At 44.2% G+C, this 24,269-nt stretch carries 22 protein-coding genes; 11 read left to right on the forward strand and 11 right to left on the reverse strand.

Translation table 11 applies throughout. The annotated features are described in order from the left end of the window. Positions 1-66 precede the first annotated feature (66 nt). Positions 67-2,625 carry a putative bifunctional diguanylate cyclase/phosphodiesterase gene (locus NO992_RS16200; RefSeq protein WP_371378942.1) on the reverse strand — a complete coding sequence of 853 codons (2,559 nt, stop codon included), beginning with the start codon at positions 2,623-2,625 and terminating at the stop codon, positions 67-69. 255 nt (positions 2,626-2,880) lie between these two features. On the opposite strand from NO992_RS16200, the gene NO992_RS16205 reads away from it, so the two are divergent. Further along, positions 2,881-3,861 (forward strand): extracellular solute-binding protein, encoded by a 981-nt coding sequence (locus tag NO992_RS16205; protein ID WP_371378945.1) that lies wholly within the window; start codon positions 2,881-2,883, stop codon positions 3,859-3,861. Here the strand turns inward: NO992_RS16205 and NO992_RS16210 are convergent. Together NO992_RS16210 and NO992_RS16215 are read right to left on the reverse strand one after the other, a co-directional pair. After that, positions 3,838-4,500: a hypothetical protein gene (locus tag NO992_RS16210; RefSeq protein WP_253106428.1), complete on the reverse strand. Its 663-nt coding sequence runs from the start codon at positions 4,498-4,500 to the stop codon at positions 3,838-3,840. The two genes, NO992_RS16205 and NO992_RS16210, sit on opposite strands and share 24 nt — an antisense overlap. An 84-nt stretch (positions 4,501-4,584) precedes the next feature. Next, positions 4,585-4,854, reverse strand: a complete 270-nt coding sequence (locus NO992_RS16215; RefSeq protein ID WP_371378949.1) for a hypothetical protein — start codon at positions 4,852-4,854, stop codon at positions 4,585-4,587. A gap of 198 nt (positions 4,855-5,052) precedes the next feature. On the opposite strand from NO992_RS16215, the gene NO992_RS16220 reads away from it, so the two are divergent. Both NO992_RS16220 and acnA read left to right on the forward strand, forming a co-directional pair. Continuing rightward, positions 5,053-5,421, forward strand: coding sequence for an RNA-binding S4 domain-containing protein (locus NO992_RS16220; protein ID WP_045962213.1), 369 nt, complete (start codon positions 5,053-5,055; stop codon positions 5,419-5,421). 268 nt (positions 5,422-5,689) lie between these two features. Further along, the gene (gene acnA / locus NO992_RS16225; RefSeq protein ID WP_371378953.1) at positions 5,690-8,425 is read left to right on the forward strand and encodes an aconitate hydratase AcnA; all 2,736 of its coding nucleotides are present in this window, start codon (positions 5,690-5,692) and stop codon (positions 8,423-8,425) included. A 49-nt stretch (positions 8,426-8,474) separates the two neighbouring features. On the opposite strand, the gene NO992_RS16230 is transcribed toward acnA, so the two are convergent. After that, positions 8,475-9,236, reverse strand: coding sequence for a hypothetical protein (locus NO992_RS16230; protein ID WP_017219205.1), 762 nt, complete (start codon positions 9,234-9,236; stop codon positions 8,475-8,477). 95 nt (positions 9,237-9,331) lie between these two features. Between NO992_RS16230 and NO992_RS16235 the strand changes: the two genes are divergently transcribed. The 3 genes from NO992_RS16235 (at position 9,332) to NO992_RS16245 (ending at position 11,222) form a co-directional block, all read left to right on the forward strand. Further along, positions 9,332-9,769 (forward strand): PaaI family thioesterase, encoded by a 438-nt coding sequence (locus NO992_RS16235; protein ID WP_010376255.1) that lies wholly within the window; start codon positions 9,332-9,334, stop codon positions 9,767-9,769. Positions 9,770-9,846: 77 nt separating this feature from the next. Continuing rightward, entirely contained in the window at positions 9,847-10,065 is a 219-nt protein-coding gene (locus NO992_RS16240) for a hypothetical protein (RefSeq protein ID WP_010376257.1), read from the forward strand. Between the two features lie 71 nt (positions 10,066-10,136). Beyond that, positions 10,137-11,222 carry an NAD(P)/FAD-dependent oxidoreductase gene (locus tag NO992_RS16245; RefSeq protein WP_371378958.1) on the forward strand — a complete coding sequence of 362 codons (1,086 nt, stop codon included), beginning with the start codon at positions 10,137-10,139 and terminating at the stop codon, positions 11,220-11,222. On the opposite strand, the gene NO992_RS16250 is transcribed toward NO992_RS16245, so the two are convergent. The 5 genes from NO992_RS16250 to NO992_RS16270 form a co-directional block, all read right to left on the reverse strand. Beyond that, positions 11,219-11,758: a DUF4124 domain-containing protein gene (locus tag NO992_RS16250; RefSeq protein WP_010376260.1), complete on the reverse strand. Its 540-nt coding sequence runs from the start codon at positions 11,756-11,758 to the stop codon at positions 11,219-11,221. The two genes, NO992_RS16245 and NO992_RS16250, sit on opposite strands and share 4 nt — an antisense overlap. Before the next feature lie 13 nt (positions 11,759-11,771). Then, positions 11,772-12,539 carry an amino acid ABC transporter substrate-binding protein gene (locus NO992_RS16255; RefSeq protein ID WP_371378965.1) on the reverse strand — a complete coding sequence of 256 codons (768 nt, stop codon included), beginning with the start codon at positions 12,537-12,539 and terminating at the stop codon, positions 11,772-11,774. Between the two features lie 104 nt (positions 12,540-12,643). Continuing rightward, positions 12,644-13,384 carry a phosphoadenylyl-sulfate reductase gene (locus NO992_RS16260; RefSeq protein WP_253106418.1) on the reverse strand — a complete coding sequence of 247 codons (741 nt, stop codon included), beginning with the start codon at positions 13,382-13,384 and terminating at the stop codon, positions 12,644-12,646. A 38-nt stretch (positions 13,385-13,422) separates the two neighbouring features. Then, positions 13,423-15,144: an assimilatory sulfite reductase (NADPH) hemoprotein subunit gene (gene cysI, locus NO992_RS16265; protein ID WP_017219201.1), complete on the reverse strand. Its 1,722-nt coding sequence runs from the start codon at positions 15,142-15,144 to the stop codon at positions 13,423-13,425. Between the two features lie 44 nt (positions 15,145-15,188). Continuing rightward, positions 15,189-17,006: an assimilatory sulfite reductase (NADPH) flavoprotein subunit gene (locus tag NO992_RS16270; protein ID WP_371379074.1), complete on the reverse strand. Its 1,818-nt coding sequence runs from the start codon at positions 17,004-17,006 to the stop codon at positions 15,189-15,191. A gap of 300 nt (positions 17,007-17,306) precedes the next feature. On the opposite strand from NO992_RS16270, the gene NO992_RS16275 reads away from it, so the two are divergent. Beyond that, positions 17,307-18,917, forward strand: a complete 1,611-nt coding sequence (locus NO992_RS16275; protein ID WP_371378968.1) for an endonuclease — start codon at positions 17,307-17,309, stop codon at positions 18,915-18,917. A gap of 59 nt (positions 18,918-18,976) precedes the next feature. Here NO992_RS16275 and NO992_RS16280 read toward each other — a convergent pair whose 3' ends face one another. After that, positions 18,977-20,146 (reverse strand): DUF3103 family protein, encoded by a 1,170-nt coding sequence (locus NO992_RS16280; protein ID WP_371378971.1) that lies wholly within the window; start codon positions 20,144-20,146, stop codon positions 18,977-18,979. 118 nt (positions 20,147-20,264) lie between these two features. Continuing rightward, positions 20,265-20,645, reverse strand: coding sequence for a hypothetical protein (locus tag NO992_RS16285; protein ID WP_010376275.1), 381 nt, complete (start codon positions 20,643-20,645; stop codon positions 20,265-20,267). A gap of 155 nt (positions 20,646-20,800) precedes the next feature. Between NO992_RS16285 and NO992_RS16290 the strand changes: the two genes are divergently transcribed. The 4 genes from NO992_RS16290 to NO992_RS16305 all read left to right on the forward strand — a co-directional run bounded on the left by NO992_RS16290 (position 20,801) and on the right by NO992_RS16305 (position 24,259). Continuing rightward, the gene (locus tag NO992_RS16290) at positions 20,801-21,511 is read left to right on the forward strand and encodes a hypothetical protein (protein ID WP_371379077.1); all 711 of its coding nucleotides are present in this window, start codon (positions 20,801-20,803) and stop codon (positions 21,509-21,511) included. Positions 21,512-21,596: 85 nt separating this feature from the next. Continuing rightward, positions 21,597-22,217: an endonuclease gene (locus tag NO992_RS16295; protein WP_010376279.1), complete on the forward strand. Its 621-nt coding sequence runs from the start codon at positions 21,597-21,599 to the stop codon at positions 22,215-22,217. Between the two features lie 63 nt (positions 22,218-22,280). Next, entirely contained in the window at positions 22,281-23,873 is a 1,593-nt protein-coding gene (locus NO992_RS16300; protein ID WP_371378976.1) for a S41 family peptidase, read from the forward strand. After that, the gene (locus NO992_RS16305; protein WP_371378979.1) at positions 23,873-24,259 is read left to right on the forward strand and encodes a hypothetical protein; all 387 of its coding nucleotides are present in this window, start codon (positions 23,873-23,875) and stop codon (positions 24,257-24,259) included. Before NO992_RS16300 ends, NO992_RS16305 begins: the two co-directional genes overlap by 1 nt. The last annotated feature ends 10 nt before the right edge of the window (positions 24,260-24,269 follow it).

A 24,269-nucleotide genomic window follows, 5' to 3' on the forward strand; every position in this document is an offset into this window, starting at 1 on the left:
CAACGCAGTTAGCACTAAAACTGGCTGCTAGAAAGGCATTAATTATCCACAGCTCAGGTTATTTAGCTAAGCAAATAACTGATGCACTTTTTTGTTCGGCAAAGCGAGGCGTTTAGCTTCTGCCACAACAAGCGGCTTCGACATAAAATAGCCTTGTGTTTGATGACAATAAAGCCTTGATAACGTATCAAGCTGCGCTGCTGTTTCAATACCCTCGGCTGTCACGACAAGGTTAAAACTGTGCGCAATCGCACAAATCGCTTCAATGAGTTGCGTCGCCTTACCGCCCAGCTCAATGCCGGACATAAAAGCTCTATCTATTTTAATGCCATCTACGGGAAGGTGATTGAGCCGGGCAAGGCTGCTATAACCTGTGCCAAAGTCATCAATATAGATGCCAAATCCCGCTTGATGAAGTTGTTCCAGCGGCCCTATAAGCATGTTTTCCTCTGCCATCATGGCGGATTCTGTCAACTCAAGCTTAATTTGTTTCATCGCAACATTTTCATCCTCACAGCGAGACACTAACCAATCGATAAATTCCTGCGACTGGAGTTGCAACGGAGAAACATTAACCGCAACAAAAAGGGTGCTGTCTCCTACGACATTGATAAAATTAAGCGCCTGATCAAATACCCAGCGACCAAGCTCTGAAATCTTCGCGCATTGTTCTGCAATGGGAATAAATTCCGCAGGACTTACTTCTCCGAGCGTTGGGCTATTCCAGCGTAGTAGCGCTTCGAACCCTTTTAAATTCTGCCCTTTTTGACAATAAACGGGTTGCAAATTCAGGCTTAGTTCGCGAGACATCACTATTGCCTGTAGCGCTTGCTCAATCTGGATCTTTCGACCTGCTTCGCAAGCGATAGCATTCGTGAATATATGATAAGTATTCTTACCTCGCTTCTTTGCCTCATACATTGCAATATCCGCATCATGTAATAGCTTCTCAGCATCGCAATGTAGGCACGGAACGGTAAAGTGACGTACGCCAACGCTACCACTTACACAGTGGCTGTTACCCTGATACAGAAATGGCGCTCGGATCCGCGCAAGAATATCTTCAAGCCCCCCCTCAATTGGTTCATGTAGATGCTCATCGTAAATAAGGACGGCGAATTCATCACCGCCAAGCCGGGCAATATCGGCATAGCTACTAAGCAGCATACGCATTCTTGTTGCAAATTCAATAAGCAGCTTATCTCCGGCTTGATGGCCTAAGGTATCGTTTATTAGCTTAAAGCGGTCTAAGTCAATATATAGCAAAGTAAACTTGGCGCGTTTACGCTCACGGAGCTTATCAACCAAAGACACAAAGCTCTGACGATTTAGCAGATCGGTCAAGCTGTCATGTTGGGCTTTATATCGCAATTGTTCTTGGAACAGTTTAGCCTGAGTAATGTCCGTCACTCTCCCCTCATACAAGCAACTATCCGGTTGATGCAGCCAATGCCCAGAATGCCTAAGCCAGATATGCTCTCCTGATTCTGCTTTTGCTAACCACTCCATTTCTTGGTGAGCTTGCTTAGTGGCAACAATCTGGTTCCACTGCTCATGACACTCAGCGTCTTGCATAAGCGCACTAAAGTCTGTATTTGGCGAAGGAATACGCCCACCAAAAAGTAACGCATTGAAAGCGGGGTTGGAGTCAATGATGTAGCCTAGGCGGTCTAGTACAAATAAACCTTCATGGCTATTAACGAATAAACTTTTATACTTACGCTCTGCAGCGACCTGTTGCTGCAAAGCCCCTAACCGCTTATTAGATTCGACTTGTAATCTGTGATTAGACACCTCTAGGCTTTTTGTTCTTTCAACAACTAAATTATTGACGGTGTCATTGCGGTTTTTCAGTTGCCTTAGCTGGAGCCACACCAATAAAATACAGGTGGCCAAAATACCTAAAAACAGTACAATCAGTACGCTATGGTTATTTAACCAACTTGGATGTAAACACGCCTCGTCATACAACTGCATGGTAATGGGCAAACCATAAAAATTAATGGTGTGTACCGCACTTGGCGTTAAATTCTGAAGGTCGAAGCGTTTTTGCCAATCGGAGCTATAAATAATTTCATTTTTTGAAGAGACCAATAAGTGTTGCTTACGCTGCTGATATAATTGGCCAAATAGTGAATCCAATAAAAAAGGTAACTCAAAACTTAATCCCAGTAGCGTTTTAAACTCTCCAAAACGCGGTTGTTCAATCAATACACTGAGTTTTTGCCTATTTGGCCAGACATAGGTCGTTAAGTCATTCTCATCCCGCTCTGCAAAAATATCTCTCTCAAGTACCTCCGCCTGCCCGACGGTCTGACCAACTTCAGACACAGGTGCTGCACGGGTAACCACCAACCATTGGTTAGCCTGCTTATCTAGATTGCCTCTAACTTTAAAGTCAAAATAGCCTCTTTCTCGCTGCACTTTCTCTAATATGGAGAATTGTTCAGGTGAAACCACTGCGTATGTTTCCATACTCAACCCTAAATTCGCCGTGGTAAGTTGTGACTGCGCTATCTCATAAAAGTCTGCATCTTGATGGGTGTTGAGGTAGGCGTCTATCGAATACAGTAGGTGAGCAACGTGTTGCAACTTACTATCCAGTATGTATTCTAATCGTGTCAATTCCTGCGCACTTTTGCTTTCTGATTGGTTTTGGTAGTAAACATTCGCTATCAAGCCAACATATATAAAACAGGCGAACAACAATATCAACCCCAAAACAGGAAGCCTTCGCTTAACAACCTGTTGAGCACTCTGGAGAATGGCATTTGTAAAAACGCGTCGTTTAATTCTGGACATCTTCATCGAACATTGTATGCTACACCCATTCGATAATAATTCTTATTTGCAATGAATAAAAGTAAACTTTTCCTTTTTTTGCTCTTTTGGGTACATTTTGGTCAAGCGGTTGCGAAGCAGCCCCACACCTCGCAAGTAAACGTCTATTCATTTAGAAAATATGAATTAATTCAACCTGTCCTCCAAGCATTTGAAAAAGAGACTGGGATCACCGTAAACCTAGTAAATGGTAAATCAGCACAACTGCTTGAGCGTCTCAAAAGCGATGGCGCCGACTCAAAGGCCGATGTGTTGCTCACCTCCGATCTAATTCAGTTGCATGATTACAAAGCACTACTGCGTCCTATCGATAAGATCACAAATTGGCAAGCAGTAAATCATGAGCTCAAGGATGATGATAAGCGGTGGATCAGTGTTTCGATAAGAACACGCGCATTATTCCGTAAAAAAGGCGTTTCTACACCCTTGCCCGTGCACTTTTCGGATTTAGATAAAACGCTTTACAAGGGTAAGTTTTGCATTCGCCAGTGGTCTCATAGTTATAATTTGACGTTAGCATCGAGCCTCTATGCTTCTTCGAATAGCAATGACTCCTCGTGGCTCAACCACGCTAATACGCTATTAGCAAAACGCCCTGTGGGAGGAGATAGAGATCAACTGCGAGCGCTTGCACAAGGCCAATGTGAATTTGCGCTGGCGAATCACTATTATTGGAGCATGATGCAGCACTCCGAAAATAAGCGCGATAAGGCACTTGCCGAACAGCTAGAGATCCACTTTCTGAAAATGCACTCAGGAAAAACGCCTATTTCTACCACCACGGTTGCGATAGCAAAGCACTCACCCAATGCACACAATGCCGAGCTATTTATTGATTTCTTGCTGAAACCGAGTACTCAGTCCATGTATGCTAATTTGCTTCATGAATATCCTGTGATCCAGAGCTCGCAAACGTCTCCGGCTCCGTTTTCCCCCGCCACGAAACAGGTGAAACTCGGCCTGCAGCAAGTGTCACGAGCCCAGCGAGTTATCAACTCACTCAGCAAAGATCACTTGTAAGTCACAGTTAAAGACCGGCACTGGTCCATCGAAAAGCTGCTGGCGGGTAAATGTTTTTGCAGGCTTGGGCCCCTGTAATGTCTGCACTGTATGTTCACGCTCGGCATACACTTGCTGGTAGGGGTGCTGCTCAGGCTTCTCATGCCACGTGAGCGTAAGAGAATTACTTTTATAGATCCAACGCCCCCGATACTCAGTGCCAACCTGCAGCCAATGACCATTGGGTTTCAGCTGCAATTGGATAGAATCATCTTTACATTGGTGGGCAAACAATAGATCTGGCAATGCTTGAGCAGCTCTGTTTTGCACCAGATACAACCCCGCGTTATTCGGTGTATAACGGTGCCCTTCCATATTAAATTCTGAAATTGTCAGCGTATCAAAACCAATCTTTTTCACCACATATTCGATATCCCTAAGCCACTTGTCGCCTGAAGTCATCGGTGGAATATTTAATTGTGCGCTCTCATATTGTAGCGGTACGGGAAGCTCGGTAAAACGATAATGAATATCTCGCTTTTCTAACGCTTGAACTAAGTTAGCTCTAGTACCTTCATCGAGACCAGATTCAAAGATATGTAAGGTTTGGGTGCTACAGCCACTCAACAGTAAAGTAGCAATTGCGAAAATACGTTGCATTGTCATCCTTGGTGTTACGCCTCGGTTTGAAGGGCACCTAATCTGGGAAGTACACTTCTACCTCAGTCTTATTAATACTTCAAATTAACACCTAGACAACCAATTTTCAACAGAAGCTTTTGGGTAGAGAATATCTTTAAACAATCGATGCTGTTGATGACGTAGATGCCGCTCCTGACTTGGCAGCCCGGCTTGCACCTGACTATGATGCTCATTAAATCGAGAGATGACAGAAAGCTTATCCGTGGCTTGCGTGAGAGATTCATTGACATAGTGACGTACATCATCCGCGGTCATTAGATCAGTCTTATCAACGTTCATAAGCTCTTTTCTTAATGCTGTGCGAATACCCATCGTTGCCTCCATAAAATACTGATAAAAACAAATCGCGTGGTCGGCTTGCAAGATACACACCAAATGCTTCAATAATGTTAAAGACCTCGGATTTAACGAAAAAGTTTCGTCATTCACCATAGTAATTTTATATACTGTCGTATAAGGCAATAAGACACTGGCTGTGTTAGGTAAATACGGCACGTTGAGGTTATTAAAATGCAAGATGGGTTTATTGAAATTGAGCTCGAAGAAGAGCCGATAGAATTGTGTAACCTTTTGAAAGTGCTCGACTTAGCAGAAACAGGCGGACATGCTAAGTTATTGATCACTGAAGGTTATGTAGCAGTCAACGATGAAATATGTACACAAAAACGTAAAAAGATTTATTCAGGCGATATTTTGCATTTTGATGGTGATGAATTTCATTTAACCTTAGCACCTGATGCTACGCCGCAACCGCGAGCAGTTGCCACTCCACGCGCCGAAACAGCACCAACGCCGAGTAAGAAAAAACGACAAAAGTCAGGAAAATCTTACACACAAGTGGACAAAAATACAGGCCGAAAACCCATTTCCTTTGGCTAGCAACCCCAGACGCTGACGTATTTAATTACAAAAATGCTCACCTTTTTAGTGCACCGATGCCTCGCGAAAGTGCACTTCCCCCTTGAAAAAGTCCCCAATCAACACTAGGACTATAGCAGTACAAAAAAACGGCAAGTCTGCAACTGGTACATTCTATGCACCTTGTTTTGCATTTTTAGAACAAAACCAATTCATTTAATTGGATGCTCTACTTCCCTCTTATATAGAGCAAATCTTAAGTGCAGTTGGTATAAGGAAAGGGTCAAGCATGAATAATTCATATAACACCCTGACTCAGCTTACCGTCGGCGAGCGTCAGGTCCATATTCACTCACTTCCAGCTTTAAGCGATAGGGCAAGAAGATTACCGTTTTCGCTTAAAATTTTATTAGAAAATTTACTGCGTCATGAAGATGGCAAAAACGTGACTGCTCAAGACATCGATGCCTTACTCAACTGGAAGCCGGAAGATAAACCAAGTAAAGAAGTTGCTTTCACGCCCGCGCGCGTCGTGATGCAAGATTTTACAGGCGTACCAGCTATCGTGGACCTTGCAGCAATGCGTGATGCCATGGCAAAACTCGGTGGTGATCCCAACAAAATCAACCCTTTATCACCCGCTGAAATGGTCATAGACCACTCAGTACAAGTAGACGAATATGGTCACGATGGCGCCTTTGATCTTAATGCTAAGTTAGAATACCAACGCAACAAAGAGCGCTATGAATTTTTGCGCTGGGGGCAAGGCGCGTTTGACAATCTAAAAGTGGTGCCACCCGCAACCGGGATCGTGCACCAAGTTAACCTAGAGTATTTAGCACGTGTCGTATTCGAAAAAGAAATCGATGGTATGCCATTCGCCTACCCTGATACATTAGTGGGTACTGACTCTCATACAACAATGATCAACGGCCTTGGCATTTTAGGTTGGGGCGTAGGCGGTATCGAGGCCGAAGCCGCTATGCTTGGTCAGCCAATTTCACTGCTCATTCCTCAGGTCGTTGGTTTTAAACTTGAAGGACAGTTGCCTGAAGGCACAACCGCAACCGATCTGGTACTCACCGTGACACAAATGCTACGTGAACACGGCGTAGTGGGTAAGTTTGTCGAATTCTTTGGGGATGGTTTAGCTGACTTACCACTTGCCGATCGTGCCACTATCGCCAACATGGCACCTGAATACGGGGCAACCTGCGGTATCTTCCCCATTGATAACGAAACCTTGGAGTATCTACGACTAACCAATCGTGATGAAGAAAAAATTGCATTAATCGAAGGTTATGCCAAGCATCAAGGCATGTGGCGAGAACCTGGAGATGAACCACTTTACACCGACGTATTAACACTAGACTTAGCGACAGTGGTTCCTAGTCTTGCAGGTCCTAAGCGCCCACAAGATAGAATTCCTCTCAATGACGCAGGCAAAACAATTCAAGCCCATTTGGGTGAATTCCAACATGAGCGCAGTGAAAAAAATGCCGTGTCAGATCAAGATGAAGCTCGTACTGTTGGTGAAGGCGGGACTTCTCGAGTCGATCAAGATGAGCCCGCAACGCTTGGCGTCGGTAAGGTTAAATTTAAAGATCAAGAGTTTGAATTGGTCGATGGCGCCTGTGTTATTGCCGCTATCACAAGTTGCACAAACACCTCTAATCCAAGTGTTATTCTTGCCGCAGGCCTTGTTGCACAAAAAGCCAAGGCACTTGGCTTAAAACCTAAGCCCTGGGTGAAAACCTCATTGGCTCCTGGCTCAAAAGTAGTTACCGATTACCTAAAACAAGCCGACCTATTGGAACCACTTGCAGAGCTGGGTTTTGATTTAGTGGGCTATGGCTGTACGACTTGTATCGGCAATTCAGGTCCCTTACCAAAAGAAATTAATGAAGCCATCGTTAAACATCAGCTGGTTGTCAGTTCCATCTTATCAGGAAACCGCAACTTTGAGGGGCGGATCCACCAAGATGTAAAAATGAACTTCCTCGCCTCGCCGCCACTTGTCGTTGCGTATGCGCTTGCAGGTCGCACTGATATCGATGTCTACAATGAGCCATTGTGCCAAACCGATGATGGCCAAGATGTGTTTTTAAAAGACATTTGGCCATCGGTCTCTGAAGTCAGTGAACTTGTGTCTCAGACAGTCACACAAGCCATGTTTGAGAAGAACTATGCAGACGTTTACCAAGGCGACCAACATTGGCAACAAATCGCGGTAAATCAGAGTGAGCGCTATGATTGGCAAGATAGCTCTACTTATATTCGAAAAGCCCCTTTCTTTGATGATATGAGTAAAGAGCCACCAGGGATCCCAAGTATCAAAGGCGCACGCTGTCTCGCTAAACTGGGCGACTCAGTGACGACTGACCACATTTCTCCAGCGGGTAATATTAAAGCTTCGGCACCAGCTGGGGAGTATTTACAAGCGCAAGGAGTGAAGCAAGCTGATTTTAACTCTTATGGTTCGCGTCGTGGTAACCACGAAATCATGATGCGAGGTACGTTTGCAAACGTACGCTTACGCAATCAATTGGCTCCAGGTACCGAGGGTGGTATTACTCGCCTGTTACCTGAGGGCGAACTTATGAATATTTTCGATGCGGCAGAGCAATATCAGCAGCGCAATACGCCACTCGTTGTACTCGCGGGCAGTGAGTACGGCACGGGCTCATCACGAGACTGGGCCGCTAAAGGGTCTTTACTACTTGGGATTAAGGCCGTACTTGCTAAAAGCTACGAACGTATTCACCGTTCGAACCTCATTGGTATGGGAGTGTTGCCGCTACAATTTAAACCAGATGATGGCCACGAAGAGCTAGGATTAACTGGCGAAGAAGAGTTTGAAATTGAAGGGATATACGACACATCAACCGAAGTGATAGTCACGGCAACGAATGCGGATGGCAAAGAAATCAAGTTTTCGGCGGATATCCGGATCGATACCCCTAAAGAGTGGGAGTACTACCAACATGGGGGAATTTTACAGTACGTCTTAAGACAAATGCTATAGGCCTCTTTTGGCAATACTTTAATGGAAAAGACGGCACCGGCCGTCTTTTTTAGAACCTGCGAGTGTAAATCAGCGTAATGGTATTGATGCCACCATCATCAAACGCACTGCCAATTCCAAACTTCAGCGCCGATTGTGAACTAAACCAATAATCAGTCTGTAACTCCACTACCGATTGATCAAAATCATCTTCTCGTAATCGAGCTGATGCAGATATCTGCCAATTCTTAGCCAAATAATAGCCAGCATGGATCTGCCAAAAGTCGATGTCTGCTGCGACTTTTTGCATTTTTACATCCCATCCAACGCCATTATCAATCTCTGTATAACGAAAAAATGGCGCAATTGCCGTTTCTGTATCTCGTTCATCCACTCCGTAGTTATCAAATTCTGAGCGCTCACCGATGAGCGTAACCCCAAGCTGCATATTATCACTAACAAAACGTCCCACTTGGACCAGCGCTATCGTATCTCGCGTCGCAGTAAAAAGTGCAGAGTCATCTCTAAATTGGGTTACATCTACAGCAACTCGCCAGTCTCGCCCAATAAAGAATTCAGCATCGGCTTGGTAAAGGTGCCAATCATCATTTTTAAAACCACCTACAGAGAAGTTGTTACTCTTTTGCAGGTACCCCTGTAAACCATAGGGTGTGCCATCATTCTTTAACTCAGTAAGATAGTGTCGATACTGAACACCTAAGAATCCATCCTCAATCTCTAAAAACTCTCCGAAGCCAACACTTACTTCATGAGAGTTGGCTATACTGAAGCCTGAATAAAATAACAGTCCTATCAGCGATAATGCTTTCATACTTTCCCCTTTATGTTAATGAAACGATTGTAACTATGAAAAAAAATCGCCATAGTAAAAAAATGTAAGCATATGTATTCAAAAGAGAGACAAGCATGGCAATCTGGTTCAAACCCGTAAGTGTAGAGTTGTGCAAAAAGCTGGAAGACGGCATGACGGGTAAAGGTACGCTCATGAAAACGTTAGGGATAGAAATCAGCGAGGTGGGTGACGACTACTTAGTTGCTACTATGCCAGCCATTCCTGAACACCATAACCCTATGGGTATGGTCCATGGCGGCGCAAACGTTGCTTTAGCGGAAACCGTTGCAAGTTACGCAGCAAACTTTGTTGTAGATACCGAACAATTCTACTGTGTAGGGCAGGAGATCAATGCTAATCACTTAAAAGCATCAAGAACAGGCATACTCACAGCTATTGCTAAACCTGTACATCTCGGTAAACGTTCATCTGTATGGGAGATCCGCATCACTAACAGTCGCAATGAACTATGCTGTATTTCCCGAATGACCGCCGCCGTAGTATCACGCTAAAACTTGATCTATCACAACTACAAAAACGCAAAACCACCTCATCATTATTGCAACACGCAAAATAGTGAGGTGGTACTGTGTCAACTCAAAAGCTTTGGCCTCTGCATATGCTCATCGTAGCGGGATTGATTTTAATTTTTACGGGCCACACCATGTTAACGAGCGACTGGTTGAATGATCTCGGTCCGAGCGGTTTTATAATTGGTGCGAGCTGTGTCGCGCTCGGTCTCATTTGTTCTTTACCGACTAAAATATATCTGACCATTTTACTAATGCGTCGAGAGCACCGAGATTAGCGTATACCAGCTTGATATTGGGTTGGTTTTACTGCACCCTGAGCGTCTAGGTTTATGAAGGTACTCAGTTTGTGGAAAAGGTCGACACTCTAATTATTGGCGCTGGCGTTGTAGGCTTAGCAATAGCAGCAAAACTCAGCCATAGCCGCAGCGTTATTGTTATCGATAAAGAATCTCGTGTTGGTGAGCATACAAGTAGCCGTAATAGTGAAGTGATCCATGCGGGCATTTACTATCCTTATGGTAGCTTAAAGCACCAGCTCTGCGTTCGAGGAAAAGCACTCCTTTACACACACTGTGAACAGCTAAACATCCCCTTTCATCGACTCGGTAAATTCATTGTTGCGACAAACGCAGAGGAAGCGCAAAGCCTAGAACAAATAAAGACTCGTGCCCATGCTAACTCTGTCACGGATATTGACTTTGCTTCATCCAAGACCATCGTTCAACAGCTCAGCCATTTGAAAATACATAGCGCACTATTCTCTCCCTCCACCGGTATTTTAGACAGTCACCAATTTATGCTGTCACTCATCGCTGAGATTGAAAGTAATGGGGGGATTGTTGCGACGCAAAGTGAGTTTATGCACGCACAGCAATTAGACAGTGATTTTATTGTTGCGTTGCGCTGCAATGGCGAGCAGTTCGAAATGGGCTGTAGCCAGCTGATAAACAGCGCTGGGCTGAACGCCCCCGATGTGCTCAATAAAATTACCGGTGATAGCAACAAAGCCATCGCCTATTATTGTCGTGGCCGTTACTATCGCTATCAAGGTAAGCACCCTTTTCAACAGCTCATCTACCCTCTACCTAACACGCATGGATTGGGCGTACACGCGACATTAGATTTAGCTGGGCAACTCAAGTTTGGCCCTGATACCGACTATATTGAAAACATTGATTATCAGTTTGATGACTCCCAAAAAGCGCGCTTTGTCGCGGCAATAAAGCGATACTGGCCAACTTTGGATGAGAGTAGGCTCACAGCGGATTACACTGGGATAAGACCTAAATTAAGCAAAGAAAAGCAAAGCGACTTTGTAATTCAGTTCGAGGCAACCCATGGAATATCAGGCTTTGTTAACTTAATGGCGATTGAGTCACCGGGATTGACCGCAAGCCTCGCCATTGCAGAATATATTGAACAACGACTTTAACGCTGGTTTTCCTCCAGCGCCTTTTCAAGCTGTTTCGTTCTATCATCCATCAGCTGTTGGATGTTTTTCGCATCTTCCATCACCTGTTTTACCGCTTTTGGATTTAATGCCGTTGGTAATGCCGAAGCAGCTTCTTTACTTACGGCTTGCTCTGGCTGTTTATTCAGAATGCTCGTGTCTTCGGCTGCTATCACGGTAATTTTGCGCTCGTCTAATTGATAGTGCTGCGACTCGCCGTTTGGATTGGGTTTATCAGAGTAGTGCCATTGTCCTTTGGCGTCCTGCCAACGATACACTTGTACACCTGATGTAGGTTGTTGAGTATCGTCACTCACAAGCTCCTTCGTGTGCGTTTTCACTTTATCAAGCGCTGTCACACCTTGATACGTTAATTCTGTTACCTGCTGCTCAACCTTGTTGGTCAACGAATTTACATTTAACCATGGCTTTCCATCAGGGCGCTTCAATACAAACAAACTGGCTAACGCCACCAGCATTATCATAATCATCAAGTAACTTGCGGCTTTCATCTTCATACTCTGACTTTCCTTAGAGCCCATACTTTAACAGTATCAGCTTAAATTGCTCCGTTTTTTTAAAGTCAGCATAAAAGCGATTGAAGTCATCACACAATTTTTTCGCTCTTTGAGTGCGACCAAACTGCAATTGTAACGGTGCCACATCCGAAACGCCGCGCACGCTGATGGTACTTTTTAATACTGGATATTTCAGCTGTAACCAACGCAGTGTTGGTACGCCAACAATAGAAAAAGCAAGACTTTTGTCACTTCCGCCCGCAAGCACGGACAAGATATCAAATTCTGAGTAGTAGTCTTTGCGCTGCAGCAAATTACTGTCAAAATACGGCTCTAACTGAGGGTAGGTATAGCCAAATCGACCTAAAAATAGATGCTCATTTAAGCCGTTTACATCAAAGTGTTCAGCCTGCTTGTGTGTAACAAAGACATCTTCAATTGTGTAAATTGGCGCGCTCCAACACATTTGCATTGTGCCACGATACCAATGTTCAGACTCCATCCGCACATCAACATTCCCTCGCTCGATTTCTACAGACGAACGCTTTTCTGGATAAACAGGGTAATTTGGTTGGTAATGATATTGTGCTGCAAACAGCTCGAAAATATCAATAAGCACACCCTGCTCTTGGGCATGTTCGATAATAAAGGGAGGATAATACTGCACTGCAAAGTTGATAAACGTTTTGCTTTCTTCCGCTGTATTAGCGTGGCCAGCAAAAGACAAGGTACAACTAAGTAGCAATAATAACATCGTCTTTGGAAAGTAGATCAAAGCCACCTCCAAGACCTTGAACAAATAATAGACTAAGTATGACCGATCGCAGGGATTTTCCAAGTCAAAAAACCAGCCACACTCAAATCTACTAAATGAACATTGCGGATCTAAATACCATCACCATCAATATGCAACCCACACTCACGATTTAGACCGAAGAAGCGTGTTTCTTCCTCTGTCATACCAGGTTCAAGCTTACGGGTGGTGTGAACATCCCCCATAGAAACATAACCTTGTTCCCAGAGTGGGTGATAAGGCAAATCAAACTTTGTAAGATATTGATACACATCACGATTATGCCAGTCAATAATAGGGTAAAACTTGACCGTGCCGCGACTGAGCTCAACGATTGGCTTATCCGCACGCGTTGAAGACTGTTGACGACGTAAGCCACTGAACCAAGTACCTGCGCTAAGTTCACGTAACGCTTGAGTCATCGGCTCAACTTTGTTTAGGGTATTGTATTTTTTAATCCCTTCTTCGCCTTGCTCCCATAACTTACCATACACCGCTTCTTGCCAAGCAGGACTCTGCTTAGCACGGTATATTTTAAGATTGAGTGCCAAACGCTCTGACAGTGATTCAATAAATTGATATGTCTCAGGAAACAAATAACCCGTATCAGTAAGTACCACGGGAATATCAGGCTGCTGCTGAGTCAAAAGATGTAACATAACCGCAGCTTGAATACCGAAACTAGAAGACAAAAAGTGAGTATCCGGTAAGTTTTCCAGTGCCCAAGCCACTCTCTGCTCGGCAGTTTTATCACTCAGTAGGACATTAGCATCCGCGAGTAGCATCTGCTGAGTTGCGCTGTCCAGAGTCAATATTTGCTTAAAATCACTCATTTTCTCATCCAATGGGCAGCCTAGCTGCCCGTTCTAAATCAAGCGTGGAAATCAGTTTTTGACACTTTTACTTCCGCAACGATTTCTTTGCGGATGACATAGTCACCAAAACATTCATCTTCGCTGCGCTCACTGACCCACTGACCAATTAACTCATCTAGCGCTGGCAGGAAGACGTCTTCGCCGACATTCTCCAAATACAACTTAGGAATGCGAGTACCTGCACGGTTACCACCTAAATACATATTGTATTTGCCAGGTCCTTTACCCACGAATCCAACCTCAGCTAGCATCGCTCGGCCACAGCCGTTAGGACAGCCAACTACACGAAGGATAATATTCTCTTCAGCAACCTCATGCTTGGCGAGCAACCCTTCTACCTTTGTCACAAGCTCAGGTAAATAGCGCTCCGCCTCAGCCATCGCAAGTGGACACGTCGGTAGCGATACACATGCCATCGAGTTTTTACGCTGCTCTGAATGCTCGCTATCTATCAAACCATGCTCGCGGGCAATTTGTTCGATTTGTGCTTTATCCTCAGCTGCAACTCCAGCAATAATTAAGTTTTGGTTTGCTGTCATGCGGAAATCCCCTTTGTGGATTTCTGCAATTTTGCGACAACCTGTTTTAAGTGGTTTATCTGGGAAATCTAAAATACGGCCATTTTCGATAAACACCGTTAAGTGATGCTTACCATCAATACCTTCAACCCAACCAAAGCGGTCACCACGGTGGGTGAATTCATAAGGACGGCTTGGCTCAAACGTCATACCGGCACGGTTTTCAACTTCCGCTTTAAACGCCTCTGTGCCAAATGTATCTAGCGTATATTTAGTTTTTGCATTTTTACGGTTTACTCGGTTACCCCAGTCACGTTGCACAGAAACCACATGCTCAGCAACGGCAAGTGTATGCTCAAGCGGAATAAAGCCAAGGTCATCTGCTTTACGTGGATAGGTATTAACGTCACCATGGGTCATCGCCAAACCACCACCCACAAGCACGTTAAAGCCAACTAGCTTGCCTTCATCTGCGATAGCAACAAAGTTGAGATCATTGGCATGCACATCGACTTCATTATTCGGAGGAATAGTAACGGTGGTTTTGAATTTACGTGGTAGATACGTATCACCCAAAATCGGCTCTGCCGTTGTCTCGGTTTTTTCACCGTTCAACCAGATTTCAGCGTAAGCTTTGGTTTTAGGTAGTAAGTGCTCTGAAATTTTAGCCGCCCACTCGTACGCTTCTTGGTGTAACTCAGACTCGACCGGGTTAGTTGTGCATAATACGTTGCGGTTTACATCCCCCGCCGTCGCAATAGAATCGATACCTACGCTATTCAGCAGTTGGTGCATCCCTTTGATGTTTGGCTTCAATACACCGTGGAACTGGAAAGTTTGGCGCGTTGTCAGACGAATGCTGCCATACATGGTTTTATCCGCTGCAAACTCGTCAATCGCCAGCCACTGATGTGGTTTTATGATACCGCCTGGCATACGAGCACGAAGCATCACGTTATGCAGTGGCTCAAGGCGTTGCTTAGTACGCTCTGGGCGGATATCGCGGTCGTCTTGCTGATACATACCGTGGAAACGGATCAATTGGAAGTTATCCGCAGTAAAGCCGCCGGTTAGTTGATCGGTCAGATCCGTTGAAATTGTGCCACGTAAGTGGGCACTTTGTGACTTCAAACGCTCATTATCAGAAAACTTTGCGTTTGCATCGAGCTTACTATTCGGTTTGATTTCAGAGTTGCTCATTGTCTTTCCTACATTAAAATTGGCTGACGGTATAACAAGACGCGTTAGTAAACGTCTTTCTGATAACGGTTTGCGCTACGCAATGCTTTAAGATATTGCTCAGCTTGTTCATCATCTTTCCCTCCATGGGTTTTAATGATGTCGATAAGTGCTTGGTGTACATCTTTGGCCATTCTGCTAGCGTCACCACAGACATAAAAATGAGCGCCCTTTTCAAGCCATGCAAATACAGCTTCGCCCTTCTCGCGCAGTCTATCTTGCACGTAAATCTTTTCTGCCTGATCACGACTAAATGCCAAATCTACATGTGTTAATAAGCCCGACTTTACATACTTTTGAATTTCAACTTGATAAAGGAAATCTTCTGTAAAGTGTGGATTACCAAAGAACAGCCAGTTTTCACCCTCTGCATCACGCGCCTCACGCTCTTGCAAAAAGGCTCTGAACGGTGCGATACCTGTACCTGGGCCAACCATGATCACAGGTGTAGCATTGTCGACAGGTAATCTAAAGTTATCGTTGTGCTCACTGAATACTTTCACTTTCGTGCCTTCTTCAGCACGATTCGCTAAATAACCTGAGCAGCCGCCAAAATGCTTTTCACCAAAGGTATCAAATTCAACTAAACCTACGGTTAAATGCACCTCTTCTTCCACCTCAGCTTGGCTTGACGCGATAGAGTACAGGCGCGCTTGTAATTTTCGACAGCAATCAACTAGTGCTTGCGCCTCAATGTTGGCAGGGTTTTGCTTTATCACATCGAAGATTTGGCGCTCTTCAATATAAGCACGCAATGCCGCTTTATCGTTTGCAAGTGCGCTTAGTTCCTCATTCCCAGTCGCAATCGCATACTTTTCAACAAAGCCAGGATACGACTGTGTTAGCTCAAGATGTTCAATCAACGCCGTTTCTAATGAAACGGTGAGTTCACCTATTTTTACGGTTTGTGCGTTGTCGAGTTTTAAGACATCGATCACCGCCGCCACTTCTTGTGGGTCATTTAAAAAATACACGCCAAGTGAATCACCCGGCTGATACGTGATATCGGAACCTTCAAGCGAAATTTCAATGTGACGCACATCTTTACTTGAGTTTCTGCCAGTGATCTTTTGTACCACACTCAGCTCGGCCGCGAATGGGTTTTGCTTTGTATATTGGCTCGCTGCAGCCTGAGGAGCACCAAATGGCATGCTGATAACGTTACCACCACCTGCTTGCTGCTGAGCTTTAAGCGCAGGCTCCAACGCATCTAGCGCCTGTGCGATCCACGCCTCGGCTTCAGCTTCATAATCCACATCTAAGTCAGCACGCGGCACAACAATTTCAGCACCAAGGGCAGCCAAGCGCGCTTCAAAATCCTTTGCTGTTTGGCAGAAGAATTCATAACTTGAATCACCAAGGCCAATCACTGCTTGCTTTACACCTTCCAGTTTAGGCGCCTTCTTACCGCCTAAGAATTCATGCAATGCTTCTGCATCTTCTGGTGGCTCACCCTCACCGTAAGTAGAGACAGCAATCACTAAGAACTTCTCTTTCTTCAGGTTGGCAGGTTTGTAGTCAGCCATATTGACCAACTTAGTCGTCAAGCCACGCGCTTCCGCCTGAGCTTTAATTTGGTTTGCAACCCCTTTTGCGTTACCAGTTTGTGAACCAAATAAAATAGTCAGAGGTGTAGACTCGTCAGCGCCCGCTGTTGCTTGTCCAGCAATACCTGATAATGCAGCTGAATTTGCGGTTGCAGCTAAATAGCCACTTACCCATGCCTGTTGGATTGGATTTAACTCTCCAACTAAGCCTTGTAGTTTTTGCAGTTGTTCATGTGTCAGCGGACTTGCTGCAGCATTAAGTTGACTTAACAACATCATGGATCCCCGTACCCAAAAGGTTTTTCTTGCTCATTGCATAACTGGCTCGCACGCAGCGTAGCCTACTTTTATTAGCGTGAAGCATACGTGGCAAATTGAGAGATCAAAAAGAATAGAATCTGCTTTTATATTCCTTTTAGTTATTGAAGATTGAAAAGTCCAAAGAAAACAGATTAAAAGAAGTTCGATATTTAACCGTCAAAAAGTTTAACATTGCCGTAACAGTTTTGATGCAAAATCAAACTGTCATACACAGACAAATCAATAATACAGATAATCATAATAATGAGACTAAAAATGAAACACGGGAAATATATAAACCTAATACTCAGTTCTTATTGCTCAATACTCAGCTTAAGCGCTGTTGCAGAAGTTACAAATGGCAGTTTTGAGAGCTGGAGCGGTCAAGTCCCTAGTGGATGGACGACGATAGACTCAGGCATCACACTTAGCTCGGTTACGACACCAATAAAAGACGGTAATCGTGCCGCAGCGGTACAGGTAACCACTGCTACACAAAGTAGCACAGACTTACAACAGCAAGTAAACGTTGAAGCTGGTAAAAGCTATCAATTTAGCACTTGGGTCTATCACACGGAAGGTGGTGTCAAAGCACGATTAGTGGTGGATGGCTATCATGGCTATTCAGATCAGTTCAATGTCGGGCAGTGGCAACAACTTAGCTATACCTACACCGCAACTGCAACCACAGCAATTAACGTTGGCTTACGTTTTTACGATGGCAGTGGTTTTGACGGTAATGAAACTGTCTACGTTGACGGCTTTGGTCCAACTTCTACCACACCAGAGCCGCCTCAGAGCTGTCAAAATAATAGTGTCACTCTCGCTTTGATGACCGATAATTATGGTAGCGAAACAAGCTGGCAAATCACTAATACAGCAAACACAATAGTGGCTAGTGGTAGTGGCTATAGCAATAATCAATCGGTAAACGAAAATCTATGCCTTAACGACGGTAGTTATACGTTTACGATTTTAGACAGCTATGGCGACGGAATTTGTTGCACCAATGGTAATGGCCAGTATGCCTTAACGCACGCTGGTACAACGCTCGCTTCCGGCGGCCAGTTCAGCAATCGTCAAGAGCATGCCTTTACGCTTGGCACAGCCACACCGCCCCCTTCAGGCGATGGTTACTATGCCTCAGCTGCTGGACTTAGCGGTTATGCACTGAAAACAGAGTTACACCAGATTATTCGTAATCACCAATCACAAGGTTATTCTGCTATTTGGAGTTTTATCGATCAGAACGAGCGCGACCGCTATTTTGAAAAAGATAACAGTATATTAGATCGCTACTCTGAAAAGCCAACGGCAAATGATAGTGTTACTTATGTCTCTACTGGCTCACAATGCGGCAGTTACAGCAGCGAGGGCGATTGCTATAATCGTGAACACTCATTCCCTAAATCTTGGTTTGGTGGCCAAGTAGAACCGATGAATTCAGATATCCATCATATTTTTGCTTCCGATGGCTATGTAAATTCAAAGCGCAGTAACTATCCATTTGGTGAAGTAGGAAGCGCTTCTTATACCTCAAGTAATGGTAGTCGCTTAGGTTCTGCATCTGGTATTAATTACAGCGGTACCGTATTTGAGCCTATTGATAGTTTCAAAGGAGATTTTGCTCGTGCCTACTTCTATATGGCAACGCGTTATCAAGATGTGATTGCAAATTGGCAAAATAATACCAGCTACAGTAATGCGGTACTCAATGGCACCCAGCAGCAAGTCTTCGAAACTTGGGTCGTCAACATGCTAAAAAGATGGCATAACGAAGATCCTGTCGATGCCCTTGAGCAAGCGCGCAACCAAGCAGCTTATGAATTTCAGGGTAACCGAAATCCATTTGTAGACCATCCAGAGTTCGTCGAAGCAATTTGGTAACTATAAATAAAAAAGGCCAGTAACTGGCCTTTTTTCAATAACATCATTTTGGCTAATATTTAGCGAGGGTTAATTGTAAGTGGCTCAATCGTCACTTTCGCATTACCACTTGCGCCCATATGCCCGTTGTAAGTTTGTCCTTCAAACAAGGTGTAAAACACATCAACGTAGTCATCATCGTTAGTAAACCAATGGCTTGGCATCGCTTTGATCAATTGATTCGTCAGTTGCGGGATAATCGCATAACCTTGAACATTAGGATCAGGAATAGCGCGCATCACTTGAGTCACAATATCCAAAAGTGTTGTTGCTAAGTCTTGATAGTTAGTATTGTCGTCTTGCTCCATCAGCAATAGATCTGCCGCTTGCCAACGATATCGCTCCCAATGAATGATAATTTGATTAGGCGTATAGTCCGTACCATCGTGGTCCAAATATGGCATATCCACAATATCCAGAACGGGCTCATCTCGGGATGGGTTGACACCTGTTACAATGCCGTAAACTTCCGCAGCCCCAGATACCCAAGGCTCTTCATCGTCATTTAGTCTGATTTTCTTCAATACACTGGTTGAAATCGGTTCAGCATCATCGTTGCTCTGCACAGCTGTTGATGGCATTGCTAAGCCTTGCTTGGCAAACACTTGCTTCATTACCTGAATGCCTTCTTGTTTTACCTTGTCACTATCAAGTTCAACGATTAGCACAGGTCGCTCTGGCATTGTATGTGCGTCAAGTAAATGCAATTGGCCATGCTCATCAAAGGCCTCTACATATTGCCAGTGCTTATCATCACCTTTAGGCGCAAAAGCAATTAATGGCGCTTCACCTTGTTGCCACTTTGTTAGCATTTCGCTAGAAGCAATACGCAGCTGATACAGATTAGAGCTATAGTCAGTCAGACCTTTTAATGAACGAGTATACTGGTTCGCTTCTGTCATGAGCTGCTTAGTCGCCCCCTGAACTTGTAGCTGATCCAGTGAAACTGCATCCTGATACTGGCTAAGTTGAGTTTGAACTTGGGGGCCTACGTGATTAAGTGATAGCGCTAATTTTTTCGCAATTTTCTTCTTTATATCAGCTACTTGAACTGATGCAGCGTTAAATTTATCAAGCTGCTTAAGTGAACTGTAGGTATTAAGGCTAGCCTTGTCTGCCGCAAAACTTGCGAAAGACATTCCGCCGAGCATGGCTATCATTAGGGTAGAAAGGGTTACATGTTGTTTCATCTTGCGTTCCTAGAAATAATCCGTGTTATGGAATAAACAAGATAAAACAACAAAAATAAATTATCAACACATTAACATGGTTAACATATAAAACAATTTAATCTAGCTTTTAGAGTTTTTATTCTTCTACTGGATAGATAGTAATTTCTATACCGGCACCTATTGCAGAGATCCTAAGCAACGTATCTGCCTGTAGTGCTTGCGAAAAGCACTTGGGTGACTTGCCTGAGTTAAAGCCAATATCAAAAGTTCGCTTGGTACAACCTAGCCATTGCTTAAGTGCCGCTTTAGAGCAAGACTCAATTAACTCACACAGTTGATTAATCGCTTTGTCAGGGGTTAATTCATTGGTATTTGCTTCGATGCGAGCCAATTGACGATAGTCATCTTGATCGTAATGCAGCACGATAGCATTTTTCTTTAAATCCGAAACTAGCGCACTGATATCCTGCTTTGACTCCAGTTCCAAATCGACATTTAAAAATTGAATTTCAGACATGTATTAAAAGCTACCTTGTAAAGCTAAATCTAGTAATGACTTATTTATCAGAGTGATAAGGACATTACTTATTGGACAATGCGACAATTTGTCACATTCTACGCACCGTGCGTTATAGTTATCATACTCACGAACAACTAGAATAACATATTGTGATGATTAAAAAACTGCTAAAACCCGCACGTAAACTCCACAAATACCTTGGCTATTTACTGTTTTTACAGATCTTTGCTTGGCTATTAGGCGGGCTGGTCATGAGCGCGCTCCCATTGGAAAAGATCCATGGTAAACACTTAGCGCATAGAAGCTTAGACAACCCCTTTCCCACTGCTGCGTACCAAGCTGATCTCAATCAGTTAGTACAAAACACAGTGCAAGTACGTCAAATCCAGTTCGGCCATTTTCTCGATACTCCCATCATCAAACTCAACCAAGATGAAAAGCTCATTTTCAACGGGGTAACAGGCGCACCTTTTACCACACCAAATCAACAGCAAATAATACAACAGGCCAATCAACACCTATTAATTGTAGCGGATGTGAGTCATATTGAACGACTTGCCACAGCTCCCAGAGAAGCAGGTTACAAGGAGGATGTTTGGCGAGTCGAGTATAACGATACCCTCTCCACTACGCTGTATCTAAGTGCAGCCAGCGGTGAAGTTGTGACGGTTCGTAGTACGTTGTGGCGCATCTTTGATTTTTTTTGGATGTTACACATTATGGATTACGACGAACGTGAGGATTTTAATAACCCCTTGCTCATTTCCTTCGCCGCTACGAGTGTGCTCTTTTGTCTAACAGGGATATTGTTATTATTGCAATCTCCACCTTGGCGAAAACGCCGCCCTGCACTTAATAAATAAAGGGGTTTACCGTATACGCTTGTTGGTATTGATGATTTTTTTGATATAGTGACATTCCCTGTATTCCACCATTTGGTGAGAGGTTATGTCACGATATTGCTATATCTTAGCGCTTAGCTTATTTGTATTAACAGCTAACGCTCAAGAATTCACGTCTTTCTCAAAAGCAAAGAAACATTTATCACAACAAGTTACCGACAATACCCGCACGCTTTATTGTAATTGTAATATCAAAAAGCAAGGCAAAAAGCTGGTACCGGATCCCGCAAGTTGTGGTTATACCCCGAGGTTACCTTACACTCGCAATGGCAAAGAAAACGCCCGTGCTCAGCGCATTGAGTGGGAGCATATCGTGCCTGCGTGGGAATTTGGACATCAGTTGCAGTGCTGGCAAGATGGCGGAAGAAAGCACTGCCGTAAAGTCAGTGAGCAATTTAGGAGGATGGAAGCTGATATTCACAATCTTGCTCCAGCGATTGGCGAAATCAATGGGGATCGATCTAATTTCCGTTTTGGTATGTTACCTAGTACTGAAGCAAATTATGGTGCGTGTCCAGTCAAGATAGACTTTAAATTACGCCGAATTGAACCTCCAGAATATGCAAGAAAACGCATCGCTGAGGCGTATTTTTATATGGAAAAAACCTACGGGCTAAAAATCTCCCCACAACAGCGGAAATTATTCACGGCTTGGCAGAAACAGTGATTGCGAGATAACCCAAGCAGTGCTAGTTTTTAGTCATACAACTAAAACAGGAACGTGAATACGATGCAACGTATTACTCTAGTTTTCGCATCAACAGCAATGAGCTTGTTATTAGCCGCTTGTGGTGGCGGTGGCAGCGATTCATTAGGCACCGATAATCCAGGTAATAACACGGGACAAACCGAGCCGCCAACTTGGACGTTTAATCAATTTCCTGCGTCAAGTCAGTTTATTAACTATTGTGCCTCGCCAAGAACGGGTACAGACAAATATAACAACAACCAACCTTATCCTGATAAGGGTGGTACGGCGATGCATGAAAAAATGTGGCTCCGCTCTTTTACCAACGAAACCTACCTTTGGTACGACGAAGTACTAGATAACGACCCAACACAATTCGATACCGTTATTGATTACTTCGAGCAATTAAAAACAAGCCAAACAACGGCGTCGGGTAATGCCAAAGATCAATTTCATTTCTACGAATCTTATGAAAGCTTCCAAAAAGAAGCGCAATCGGGTGTTGCAACCGGTTATGGCATTCGTTGGGCGGCCATATCCACATCACCACCACGTAATTTTACTGTCGCCGCAGTAGAGCCTAATTCACCAGCCGCGAATGCAGGGATCGTACGTGGAGATAAGATCCTCTCGATAGATGGCGTCGACTTTATTTCAAGTGATAATACCGCTGCGCTAAATGCTGGCCTATCACCAGAGCAAAGCGAGCCACATAACTTTGTATTTGAAGATAAATCAGGCAACGAAAAATCCATTACCCTGACTTCAGTCGATATTGAAACCTCACCGGTGCAAAACGCTAAAGTCATTAGTTATGGCGGTAAGCAGGTTGGTTATGTGCAGTTCAATCAATTTATTCCAACAGCCCAAGAAGGGTTGGTTGAAGCCTTTACTCTATTTAAAACACAAGAAATAGACGATTTAGTACTCGACATGCGTTACAACGGCGGTGGTCGCGTCATTATGGCAGCACAACTAGGCTATATGGTTGCAGGCAACAGCAGCCTAAATAAAACCTTCACTTATAGCACCTTAAATGACAAGCGTACTGCTGAAGAAGAACGAACAGAATTTGAGTCTAGAGCTATTAACTGGGCTGAAAACAAGTTTACATCCACCACTTTGCCCACCGTAACCTTACCTAGAGTTTATATCCTCTCGACACGAGGCACGGCCTCTGCCAGTGAAAATGTAATTAATGGCCTGCGCGGCATTGATGTTGAAGTCTTTTTGATCGGTGGTACCACTCGAGGTAAGCCCTATGGCTTTGTGCCCGCGCAAAACTGCGGCACGGTTTACTATACCATTCAGTTTGGTTCAGAAAATGCCAAGGGCTTTGATGCTTATGCTGATGGCTTTACCCCTTCAGGAGCGTCAAGCAGCGGTGAAATTGGTCTGAGCGCACAAGTGCCAGGTTGTATTGTCGCAGATGACTTCTCAGCACCGCTAGGCAGTCAAGAAGAAGATCTTTTCGCCGCAGCACTGACGCATATAGATACCGGTCGTTGCCCAAATGTAGCGCAATTTGCGCCTACTGCTCAGCCACAGTATCAAAATAAGGAGCATGCGGTTACGCTCCCAGTCTATCCACTGCGAGAAAATGCAATTTTAATGAAGCCCAAGGAGCCGCAATAATGGCGCTGCTAAAAGCGGTGAAAATCACCGCTTTGGCTTTATTGATGCAAGCGTGCAATAGCGCGCCTGCATCAACTTCGGTTAATGAAGCTGTACTCTCGACATCTTCGCCCGAAATGTTATCACAACTCAAGCAAGCTATAGTAAAACTCAAAGGCGGTTTACCACCGACGCTCGCAAGCACCGTTTTTCAACGTAGTCCAACACTACTGCTTGAGCATGGCCAAAGCCTAGATGGTAATGGCAGTCCAATTTTAGGCGCCCATAATCTCGCTTATGAGAGTTTCATCTTGCAGCTTCGTGACACCCAGTGTGTGCTCTACTATCCGAAAAAGGATACTTATGTCGTGCTCAGTAAAGTTAGCTGCAAAAAGCTGGAAAAATAACGCCTGAGCT

It is taken from the genome of Pseudoalteromonas sp. DY56-GL79 (assembly GCF_041414765.1).
Lineage (GTDB): Bacteria > Pseudomonadota > Gammaproteobacteria > Enterobacterales > Alteromonadaceae > Pseudoalteromonas > Pseudoalteromonas piscicida.